The organism is Anabaena sp. UHCC 0204 (assembly GCF_009711975.1).
GTDB lineage: Bacteria > Cyanobacteriota > Cyanobacteriia > Cyanobacteriales > Nostocaceae > Dolichospermum.
This window is the reverse complement of record NZ_VIKW01000062.1, coordinates 8509-20076: the sequence shown is the minus strand read 5'-3', so window position 1 is coordinate 20076 and position 11568 is coordinate 8509. Positions and strand designations below refer to the sequence as shown.

The 11568-nt window shown below is 37.7% G+C and carries 10 protein-coding genes; 4 read left to right on the top strand and 6 right to left on the bottom strand.

Annotated elements, in window-relative coordinates:
* Positions 1-1466: 1466 nt before the first annotated feature.
* From FJR04_RS24030 to FJR04_RS24005, 6 genes are all read right to left on the bottom strand, one after another.
* Complete coding sequence (locus tag FJR04_RS24030; RefSeq protein ID WP_254445384.1) at positions 1467-4799, bottom strand: plasmid replication protein, CyRepA1 family; 3333 nt, start codon at positions 4797-4799, stop codon at positions 1467-1469.
* A gap of 148 nt (positions 4800-4947) precedes the next feature.
* The gene (locus FJR04_RS24025; RefSeq protein WP_168499578.1) at positions 4948-5220 is read right to left on the bottom strand and encodes a hypothetical protein; all 273 of its coding nucleotides are present in this window, start codon (positions 5218-5220) and stop codon (positions 4948-4950) included.
* Between the two features lie 208 nt (positions 5221-5428).
* A complete protein-coding gene (locus tag FJR04_RS24020; protein WP_168499608.1) occupies positions 5429-6217 on the bottom strand; it encodes a hypothetical protein in 789 nt (262 codons plus the stop codon).
* A 212-nt stretch (positions 6218-6429) separates the two neighbouring features.
* The gene (locus tag FJR04_RS24015) at positions 6430-6756 is read right to left on the bottom strand and encodes a hypothetical protein (RefSeq protein WP_168499606.1); all 327 of its coding nucleotides are present in this window, start codon (positions 6754-6756) and stop codon (positions 6430-6432) included.
* 67 nt (positions 6757-6823) lie between these two features.
* Positions 6824-7195 (bottom strand): hypothetical protein, encoded by a 372-nt coding sequence (locus FJR04_RS24010; RefSeq protein WP_168499604.1) that lies wholly within the window; start codon positions 7193-7195, stop codon positions 6824-6826.
* Between the two features lie 36 nt (positions 7196-7231).
* Complete coding sequence (locus tag FJR04_RS24005) at positions 7232-7456, bottom strand: helix-turn-helix transcriptional regulator (RefSeq protein ID WP_168499603.1); 225 nt, start codon at positions 7454-7456, stop codon at positions 7232-7234.
* A 702-nt stretch (positions 7457-8158) separates the two neighbouring features.
* On the opposite strand from FJR04_RS24005, the gene FJR04_RS24000 reads away from it, so the two are divergent.
* From FJR04_RS24000 to FJR04_RS23985, 4 genes are all read left to right on the top strand, one after another.
* The gene (locus FJR04_RS24000) at positions 8159-8863 is read left to right on the top strand and encodes a hypothetical protein (protein WP_168499601.1); all 705 of its coding nucleotides are present in this window, start codon (positions 8159-8161) and stop codon (positions 8861-8863) included.
* Between the two features lie 138 nt (positions 8864-9001).
* Positions 9002-9334: a hypothetical protein gene (locus FJR04_RS23995; RefSeq protein WP_168499599.1), complete on the top strand. Its 333-nt coding sequence runs from the start codon at positions 9002-9004 to the stop codon at positions 9332-9334.
* A 61-nt stretch (positions 9335-9395) separates the two neighbouring features.
* Complete coding sequence (locus FJR04_RS23990) at positions 9396-10016, top strand: hypothetical protein (RefSeq protein WP_168499597.1); 621 nt, start codon at positions 9396-9398, stop codon at positions 10014-10016.
* A gap of 58 nt (positions 10017-10074) precedes the next feature.
* Positions 10075-11568, top strand: a 1494-nt coding sequence (locus tag FJR04_RS23985) for a hypothetical protein (protein WP_168499595.1), incomplete at its 3' end; no start/stop codon positions are given.

Below are 11568 nucleotides of genomic sequence, written 5' to 3'. Positions count from 1 at the left end.
CATACATACACAAGAGGATATGTACAGTCCTTGCTTTCATTCCTTGTTCTCTAGAGAACAAGGAATGAAAGCAAGGACTGTACATATCCTCTTGTGTATGTATGCAGTCAAGCCCTCTTGTATAGTCATCATGTCTGCGTGAACCCTCTTGTATAGTCATGATATCTGCGGTCAAACTGTCTTGTATAGCTATGATGTATGCGTTAAGTCCTCTTGTATAGTCATAATAAACCCTCTTGTCTATCTATAGGTGCGGTCAAGTCGTCTTGTCTAGTGATATATCTGCTGTTAAACCGTCTTGTCTAGTTATTATCTATATTCAAACTGTTCTGTATAGTTATCCTAACCCTCTTGTCTATCTACAGTTGCGGTCAAATCGTCTTGTATATAGATACCATTGCTTAACCCTCTTGTCTATAGATAGACTCTCTTGTGTATAGATAACTTATTTTGACTTCTCATCGAGTGCGATCGCTTCGTCAGCGTAGCTATCGCTAATTCTCCAAATTTTCACCACTGACGATTGACAACTGATATCTGATAATCTAAGCGCATCTCTTCCCATTGGCAAACACAAGATAGTATCAAAAGTATACCAACGGTAAAAACTGCAATTTAAGCGCGTCTCTTAGATTTCCCAAAGTGCGATACCTTCGGTCAGCGTAGCGATCGCAATATCGCCAATTCTCCCTACTGCCACCTATTCCCTATATCAGTACATTATGTATGATTTAATCTAAGGTAACAAAAAATCCTAATAATAATATTAGTGAAATATTTTTTTGTGACAGATTATAACTTCCGTATTGCTTGTATAATTTAATCTAAGGTAACAAAATTTCCTAATAATAGTTTTAAAGAAAAAATTATTCTGTGACAAATGAAAACCCAAGTTACTCCCAAGAATGTAATTTTGTCGGTCGCCTCTAAAATCGCCTGTAACCTGCTTTACCCTGCGGTGTGATGAAATACCTGTTTAATGCAAAATATCCCCACTGTAGGGGATATAACAGGAATTGGGGACTGTTGAGGGAATTGGGTATTGTTGGGAATAGTGCGATTCCTACGGAGCGCTTCGCTATCGCTAATTCTCTAAATTTTCCGCCAACTAACAAAATACAAAACAGGACTAAAAGTGGATCTACTGTAAAAATTGACAACTGGCCTCTTTTGGTTCATGTTCCCTCTTCCCTGACAACATACAAGAGTATGGCAAGAGCATGGCAAAAGCATAGCTACGGTCTAAACTGACAAAAACCAAAACCATACCAAAAGTAGCCCAAGAATATACCAAAAATATACCAGCGGTAAAAAACTGCAATTTAAGCGCGTCTCTTTCTAATGGGGATTGTTTATGCTTGCTTCAACTACTGCGGGAAGAGATCGGTGAAATGCGTAGTCACCTTTAATTTTTCTGCTGTAGTTGCAGTTCTACCCCTCTCTTGTCTTTTTCTTCCAGAAATTCTTTAGATAATATGCGCCTCATGCCGATTCTCTATGAATAAATTGCTGATTTTATCTCGCACGTCTTGGGTGAGTGTGTTCCAAGCAGCTTGTATGCTTTCTTTCGTTACATTTTGGTAGATACAGAAATATTCTTCTTTTGTTGTGAGAAGTTCTAACTCTTCCACAATTGCAGAAAGCGGGGGATCATTGCTGATTTCTTCTATTGCCACAGATTCATTATTTACAATTTCTTCCCGGTCAATAACTGCTAATCTTTGAGACTTTTCTGCATTTTCTTTTTCAATTTCTAACAGTTCCTTGGCTTTCCAAGCTGCAAACACTTCTTCCCTACCATCGCTAATAGGTATCGCTTTACCTTGATCATCTAGTTTTAGTTTCTGCTTCTCATTGCCTTTCTTGTCTGTAATTACAATCTTTTCAAAAGCAGGTGCAGCTAACCCATGTATTCGTACCTGTTGTTTGTCAATTCTGACTTGTTTAATCTGTGGTAATTTATAGCCAATTAACCCAACTAGGCGACGCAGAATAAACATATTGCTTGTAAATGGCTTGTCTTTATCGCGGAAGTCGCAAATAAATAATTTTAGATCCCCGGCATTTGCCCTAACAGCGTTCCCCACTTCTACTGCTAGAGGATGATTCTCATGTAGTCCATCTGTGGCTAAAACTTCTTTTATTCTGCAAATATTCACAAGGTATGAAATTTTAGATCCCATTGCTAGTTTATTATCATCAGGGATAAATCTATGACCTTCTCCACGTTGTACCGAAGAGCTAAAATAATTTTTATCTTGTCTGGAAAGACTATCAAGGTTATCAATTAGATAATGACGATGAATTTCTGTATACCATCCATCATCATTTTTTCTAGCCAGTTCTGCGTCAACAGGAATCTGGTAAGTTTTGGCTAATTTGGCTTTATCTTTTTGGTATCTTTCCTCTTCTGTGAGTGTGTTTTTTTTGTCCAATTCTTCCAGTTTAGCCTCGCTAATATCTGCGGCTGATTCAGTCTTTTCTAAGTGAATATCATAGACTTCTATTCTTGTTTCCTTGACTGGCAAACTACTGTACTCTTCTTTCTCATCCTGGACTAAATCAATAATTTCATGTCCTTCGGCTTTCAAATCTTCTAATATCTGAGAGCGATATTTATTAAACCCGTCGTTAATTAACGCCCCGCAAATTGCCCAATGGGTAAGATAGATATTTTCAAAGCTACCCTCTAAACTTTCTTCAAAACCCATCTTCATTAAAAGTTCAATATTAGTTTTATCTTTTTTGTATTCTCCTGCTAGAAGTGCTTTAACAGTAGTTGCACCATTACCAATTTTATTGCTATTAATCCCAGTGGGAGAAATATATAAATAGCGCGGTACGGGCTTACGATATCGGCTTAAATGTTGACGGACTGAATCACAAGACTGAACACCTTGGAAGATACCAAAAACACAATCAAAATAATCAAAATCTAAACTAAGTCCTGTTTCAATCGTGGGACTACAAATTACTAATTGATAACCCTCTATACTTTCTTTAAAATTAGCTAAAGCTCCAAAAGCAGGATGGTTTTTTGTGCCTACTGTTAGACTGTCAACTCGCAACACTTTAACATCGGGTAATAGTTTTTTAACATGAGCTTCTATTACTTGAGTTCCCCAAGTTGACCGGGCTTTTTGCCCTGAAGTACACAACATAATTTTTTCACCGGCTTTTAATTTTTTCATCAAATCAGAAACTAACCGTGCCGGGTCTTTGTCTGCGTAGTTGTAAACTTCCCACTTGTCTTTATCATCTCTGATGTAATGATTTTGAATACCAAAAATATTGATATCATCCTCTATCATTTGAGAGATAAAATCAATACCATCATCTCTTAAATCAGCATCAGCAATGATTATTTTACCGCCAGATTGATGGATAACATTGAGTAATTTTTTGAACTGTTTAAGAATAGCTACTCTCTTTTTTCTGCAAGTATTACTATTTAAAACGTGCCATTTTAATTGTTGAATTTCATCAAGGATTAAGTAACAGCCTTTCCAGTCATCTGGATTAAGTTTGAGTAAACTATCAATACATAATCCTAAATGTCTTCTGTGACCCTCTTGTGATTTTTCATCTATATACTGTAATCCTAAATCATCACAGATTTTTTTCCCTAGTGCAATTCGATGGGTAATTAATAAAACCTTGCGTTCTCCACTGCTAACTAATGGACTAACTAAATAATCGATCAAGCTAGTTTTCCCCGCGCCTTTATGGGCTTTTAGCCACAATAAAAACCAATCAGAAGATAATTTAAAGTCTGGTTTTTTAACTTTATTTTCATCTTGTACTAATAGATATTTTCTATCTAATTCAATGTTGGGGATGTGTGTTAATTGTTTTAACTGTGATGTTTTCCACTCATGGAAAAGTTTAACATTGCGGTATATTTCATCAATTTTATCTACACCACAGTTAACTAGAACGTCGTCAAGACCCTTACCAATTGCTGTATACCAACTAGCAACATAAACGCTGCATGACTTGAACTGTAGCAACCTACCTGCTTTGTCAATTTCTCTATTTGCATTACGAATTGCGCTTCTCTTGCTGTCAGAGTCAAAAGCAAAAATTATCTTTCTCCCAGAACCAAGGAAGGGTGTTAATTGGGGTATCAGGTAAGGTTTACCAATCTTGTTATTAAATTCGTCTTTTTCCTGCTTACAGATGGATGTAATGCCCGGAAAACCTATTGCAACATAACCACACGATAACGCCGCGAGGGTCTTTTTAACGCCCTCGGTCAGCATTACAGGTACATTACTTTCTATTACCCAATTCCAGAATAATAGAGGATTGTTAGCTACATCCTGATAATTTTCTGGAAGTGCCACACCTGCTTTAGCCGCTATTAATTCCCAAATATCAGCGGAAACTTTGGATAAAAAACATTCTGTATTAGTTTTGGGAGGATGTTCATATTTAATTAAGTCCCCATCTTGGTCTAGACATGGCTTATTCGGCTTGAAACATCCCCACTGGGTATCTGAACCATCTACAAGATTAATGCCGTTAAACCACCATCCACCGTTCTCTAAATGCCGATAGCGGTTCATCCATCGGCTAGACAACCGACCTGCATTAAGTCTATCTAGCTTGTTTGAGTACAGTAGGTAATCATAAGCCGCATTACCTTCCAAGCTGACAACGTTTAAAGATGCGAGTTCGGGGTCAATGCCAGAACCAATAACCAATTCTTCCCAGTGCTTTTGATCAATATGGTTCGGTTTAGCCTGTTCTGGTTTAGTTTGTTCTGGTTTAACCCGTTCTGGTTTAGCTACTGGCAACAATTCCTGATGCCTACGCGCTCTCTTGATTCTTGCTTTGAGTCTATTCGGCTTTCTAAATGCTGATGCCAGGGAACAGGAGAATAGAACCAACCACAGCTTTTTGATTAATTCAGAATTGAAGAGAGAAGATGTGGACAGCGTAAAGTTAAGCATCACACACCCCACAAGCCGCTATTTCACCCAAAATAAATAAAGCCAAATCGCCTGTAAACCCTGATTTTTCAAGCAGTTCTAGCGATTCAGTTAACCGCTTATCCCTCACTTTACCAATTAGGTTGGTAAGTCTGTCATTTTTGGTTGGTAATGCTTGACTTTTTGCCCTGAAATGCTTTATAATTGGGGCATTGAAACATTTTAATCTTTGATATCGAAGCCCCCGTCCTGCAAGATTAGGGGGTTTTGTGTTGGGGTTTATCATTGTAGGTTTCCTATAAATACCAGAAACCCTCTAGCAGTATTGCTAACCGTTTGATACTCTTGAATTAATTGAAAATTTAATTTTGGCTGGTTAGCTTGATAGTGGAGCATTTTGCGATGCTCGTTAAACGCTAGAGAGTTGATTCAGCTTTTTTTTGTACACTTTCAGATTAAGTAAACAAAATCCTTCTGTCTACAATGTCAATTTGTTAAGAATTATTAAGCTGGTTTATCCTACCATTAACCCAGGAGTGAGAAGGAGCGCGATGGCTTGATAATGATGGATTGCAGTGCCTTTTTAGGTTATAAGCGTATTTTGCCTTTACTAATTCTGTATAAATAGATAAATGTGCTGCTATGTAAGTGTCTTTTTCAGCTAAAATCATACAAGCACCTAAAAATCTTCCCGTCCACTTGTTAATTTCACCTTTGCTATTTGCTCTTTCTTTAGTAATTTTCTTGAGTGTTTTTTGTTCTTTATCGGTCAATTCTGTTTCAATAGATTTGAGACTTAATTTGTGCATTAATTTGTGTCTGTGTGGCGAATATTCTTTATATTTTGCTGTGGTGAAATTAATAAATGGTTCTGTTAAATGTTCATCTATAATTCTCTCCATTAATTGAAGTTCTGAATTAAAAGAAAAATCATCAAAAGTTTTAGCCATTAATGGCTTTATTTTCTTCCATTTATTACTAATAATCTTCCAAAGATTTTCATAAAATTCTCCATTTAGCAAACATAAATCTCTTTCAAATTCATCAATTAGACCTTCTTCTAAATCCCATGCAAGAGGCTTATTTACTTTGTCAAAGAAAAAACATTTGGCAATCATAACCGCATAATTTTTGCAGCCAGCCAATTGATATAGTATGTCTTCTGTAATAGGTATTTTGTATTTATAAAGTTGACAAACATCTGGTGTGGAAGCAATATAATATGCTATCTTTTCCCTGTCTGTAGCCGTATTTGAATTGCTACCAACTGTTGTCCATTTCATAGTAAAACAAGTCCCTGATTCAATTGGGGGAATATAAATATCGCAGTAAGGTGTTTCACAAAATAATTCCATACAATATTTGATCGCTTGATCCGATGTGACTATATATACGTATTAAGGATCGAGTATTGATCCTTAATACCTAAATTTTAAACTGTACCTACACTTTTTACCCCTCTTTTGCCTTGGGGTTGGGCGATCGCACCCAATCGCTATTCAATAAAGAAAATTTCGTCAGAATCAGACCCTAATTGTTGACATCGAGAGTCTAGGTCATCAAATTTTCTACTGTGGCAGTAGTCAGCGATCGCAAAAAACAAATCTGACAATCCTAAACTGTTTTGTTGATAAACAGTCATAAGCCTTGATAAATACAGTTTTGCGGTATCGGTTTGACTTTTGTTGTATTCGTTATCAGACTTTAAAGCCGTGACAAATATATCGTTTTTGGCTTTTAAGCTAGACTGTTGAACCATTGACTCTTGCAAGAAGATGTCAATTTTTTGCTCTATCCGGGTTAGCAGTTCTAACTCACTCATTGGTAACACCTGGTATTTTTTATTGATGGTAAAAACTTACCCTTACAACAGGTAAGTTAGGCGATCGCTATTTATCCATTAGTTGTATCAAAATCGCCTCTAGTCGTTCTAAAGCAGCGTTAGTTGAGCGTTGGTTTTCCTCAAATCGTTGCTGATGTAGCTCAAAATTGCGGTTACTCTCTTCCTGGTTACGGTCAAGCCGCACCACAATATTTTCTAATATTGAAGTCCTAGTATTGTTACTAAGTATTATTTCATCCAACATTGTGCTACGTCCTAAAACAGTAGTAGCTGTACTAATGAAGTCGTCAACTTTATAGACAATCTCATCAACTTTACCTGTTAAGTTATCCAATCTGGTAGCAGTAGTCTCTTGTTGTACTGCCACGCGCTCTAAAATTGCTTCTATCCGGTCTAATCGGGATGGTTCAGTTGTCATGATTCTGTGGGTGTGGTGTGGGCGGTTAGGCGATCGCTAAACTAAATCACCATCTTCTATCTGAATTTCTATCAAATCAGAAATGGTTTTTAAGTTAAAAAATTTACATAAAGAGATAACTGTATTTTCATCAATACGGGTAAATTCACCTCTGGCCAACTTTCCTACAGTTCCAGGTGATAAGCCAGTTTGTTGTGCTAACCCTAACTGGCTTATTTTGTGCTGTTCTAATAAATTTTTGAGCTTACAAATCATTTTCATATTTATGTATGTGTGACTCCTATTTTAACCACGTAACCAACTAACTAACTAAATGATAAGAGATTCTGTACTAAAACTACAATCTAATTAAATAATTAAATAGTTAGCTAATTAGCTAGTTAGCGTGTTAGCTTGTAAATATCAAATCAATCACGAATAACTCACTGATTCCCGATTGATTCAACCATAAATTAACCTATAAGCCTTGTATAGCAGGGGATTGGAAGATTCAATTCGACAAAGTGAAGCATAAACCGATTGATTACCGCTTATTTTCCGTCTTATTTCTGCTTAATCCAATTCTGATTACCGTCTGATTGACCCTGTAACCCTTATGCGTCAACGCTCACAGCCTAACGGAACAAAACATGATCTATTCCTTGATTTTCCCAGTAGTAAGACCTATTTGGCTCAATTATTGGGTGTTTCACGTAGCACCGTATACCTATGGGAAAATCTAGCATTTTGGAGAATTACCAGTTTTAGAGACTCATACCCCAAATTAGAAGACGGTAGTTTTGATAGACAAGCACCCCTAAGCCCTTACCAGTGCTGGGTTTTATGTAGAGTTGGCAGACTTATGAGCCAAGTAGTTACAGCCGCACGGGTAAAGCAGGGGATAACCAAAAATCAGAATTATTGCTCACTCTATACGTATCGTACAGCACTTAAAAACCTTAACAAAATAACCGCGTAACTCCTATGGCAACTACCACAAGACGGAAGAAAACCCCACAACCCACACCTGACGTTATGCCTCAAACATTTGAAACCATTGCTATATCTGATGTTTGCGCTCAAAACGAACTATCAGAACAGACTTTCAGACTGGCTTTAATGGACTTTCAACCCGATGATTTTGACACTGTGAGAGCTATTCCCGTAACTGTTGCCGAACAGGTTTTAGCCACAATTACAGCCACATCCAAAGCTTTACCAGCAACAGAACAGCCGCAACTAGAAGCACAGACAACAACTGAAAACCAGACAGAGAGAGCAATTCAAGCATCACAGGAAACAGCCGCAGAACAGCCACAGAATCAACAAAATTCTTCTATAGCCACCTCTACTCCTAAAGTAATTTCTTCTCCTGCCACCGGAGCAAATATCCCTACAGCCTTGGAAGAACTGATCCAAGAATCAGAAGAGGTCATCGAGTTAGCTGATTTGGTTCACTCGTACCGCAACGCCCAAATTATCCAAAATGCCCAAAGTCGTGATTCTGAATTGGTGGCCAACTTGAGGGAAAAACGGATTGAAACCCGTCAACAGGTTTTTGACAGTTTACGCGGTCTTAATTCCCGTCAACCCATAGCGCCCGAACTCCCAGAATTACCATCCTCTCTATCAGAAGAAATCAAAGCCCTATCCGATGAACTGGGAAAGCAGCTACATATCAACAAATAGAACAGTTAGAGCGCGAGATTAAGGCACTCAAGGCACGGCACAAACCACAGTTCAGAATCAATCTACTCGCGCCTTTCGACCTGTTCAACGCCACTGTAGAAGGCTTATTTGGATTATTTACTACTGGAGAAGATGACGATGACGACTAGATTACCGTCTTGGCTATCTGCCAAAAATACTTACATAGCACAAGGCTTAATTGCACAAGGCTTCCACTATTGCGGACATTCTGACGACTTCTCCCAAGGGCATTTTGTAGAGGGGATGGAAGATTGGGATCTATTTTTTTGCTATGGCGAAATCGGTTTAGATGCAATTTGCGATAAAGCCTTATTTTCGCTTGACTTGGAAACATCAGAATTAAGCCCAGAAGCCATACTAGAACACGCTCAAAAACTGATTTCTTTATTCTCCTATGAATGGGATCATAATTCTCATAGTCATCAACAATTGGAATTATTTGCAGCATAAAAAATGGGATACCTGTCAAGTATCCCACAAGGTTATGTCTTGTTATTTACCCTAAAATTATATGCCAAAAACTACCCAAAAATCAAAGCTAGAAGCAGCACAAGAAAAACTGAATACCGCTGCTAATATCCCAGATTCAACCCCAATTAACCCTACTCCAATCGGTTCTAAAACAGTTCATAAAGCATCAACTTTTGACCCTTCCAGTTATGTAGCAACTAATCTATTCTCTGATACCTCAACACTTCCTAGAACCACTAGAGTAGATGCTGATAAAGCTATTCAATCTATTAGTGAGAAGCGCGAAACTTTAAGATTAGTTGGGGCAAACTTGCAGCTTAATACCGATGCCTATAAAGTTGGTTCATTGTCGGAGAAGATGAACCAAGCCAACATTACCTACCAATCCGATGGTATCAATACACAAGCCAAAATTGTAGGGTTTGAGAATGCTAGTGTAAATCTGTTAATTGCACAAAGCAAGTTAGGACAAACTCAAGAAAAATTAGCACACCAAAACATCGAGTTAGAAGGATTACAGGCGGAAACACCACTAAGAAAGCTGTACTGGACTGCTAAATTATCCCTGATTGAAAGCAGAATTAGCCAAGTAGAATTAGCTAAGTTTCAACTTGATGCAAAAATTGGGGCAATAGAATCAGAAGCCGAAAGCATAGAGTAAATTTAATTGTTGTTAGGGAATTTTAACTAATTCCCTTTATTAATTTTTAGGAGCAAATATGAATTTTCAAGTATTACGGAATAGCTTTGTAGTCGGGTCATTAAGTGTAAGCTTTACTGGTTTTATCGCACTGTTCACACCTTACAGTCAGTTCTCCCAATTCCTTATTAGTGCTGGTTTAGGTAGCCTTGGAAGTAGTGCTTTGGCTATCAAATCTAGTCAAAGAATTAGTAATAAAAAGCGCAGTAAGTTAATGGTCGAGATTGAAAGTTTAAGGAATGAGACTAACCACTTTTCTAACTTGCTGCAAGACAAACATAAGCTTCTAGTTTCTGCTGATGAAGAAATAGAGAAACAGCATCAAGATATTAGCAACCTATTGACCTTATCTACTAGCCTAGAAACTGAACTAAAAGCCACTAAAATGGCGCTAGAAAATAGTCAGACTATCAACTTTGAAACCGCAGTAACAACGCTTAGAGAAAGCTTACAGGAAGTCCACTCTCAAGTGAATGCGCTAATACCTTATCTGGTTAAAAAGTTTGGAGTTGATGTTTCTGGACTACTGGAAGAATTTAACCAAGATTGCAAAGTTTTATCAGCACAGATAGGGGTAATTTCTGATAACAGCAGCTTGACCAATGAGGACTTGATAGCGGCTTGTATCGCCATGCAGCATGACATTTTGAATAAGGGAATAGGGCTAAAAGCTAAACTCTATAAAGCCGCAGTGGATAAACTACAAAAGCAGCTAAACAACGTTATCCCACTGTCAGAACATGAGGAAAAATTAACTAAACTACGTGAATATTTCTTAGGGAATATTAAAGCCATACAAGCAGAATTTGGACAGGTAGCAGACGGAGTAATTAGTGCATACAAGCAGGATTTTAGCGAGATTGTTAACGACGGACTAACCCAGTCTCAAGAGCTAGAAACACTACAAAATCAAATACTTTCTCTTAATGGTAAACTCCAAGATTTATCTAAACCTTTGCAGTTTGTTGGCAGTTCCGAGAGTTCTAGAGTAGGCAATTCAATCATTAATTATTACTACACTAAATTGGGTTTGACACTCGATGCAATAGACTTTTCTAGTACATCGGAAGGGTATAAATTATTATTTCATCTATCAAGAAATAACCGCTTTATTCCCTGTGATCAGCTTAACGACGGCAACAACCCAGATAAAATCAAAGAACTGTCAGGAAGTATCAACAGTCCTAAATTCTCCCAATCGGAGCGCGGTAACTATGTGAGTCTTGAGATTGAGTTAAGGAAGGTGGAGAAAAAATCACTAAATATTGAGGACGTAAGACGGCTTATAGAACCATCTGCAAAGTTTGGTGAGATTGTTGCTAGATACCATCAGAGTAAGCCTACATTAAGGGTCATGACCCGTACAGGTGGAGGTAAAGGAATAGCAGTAAAAAACCTGTTAAGCCATTACGTTAACCACTGGGAGAATTGGGAACTTTGGTTAAGTGACCCTCAACATGGCTCATTTGAGGATTATTGGAACTGTCCTAAAATTGCCAAAAGTCCTACAGAA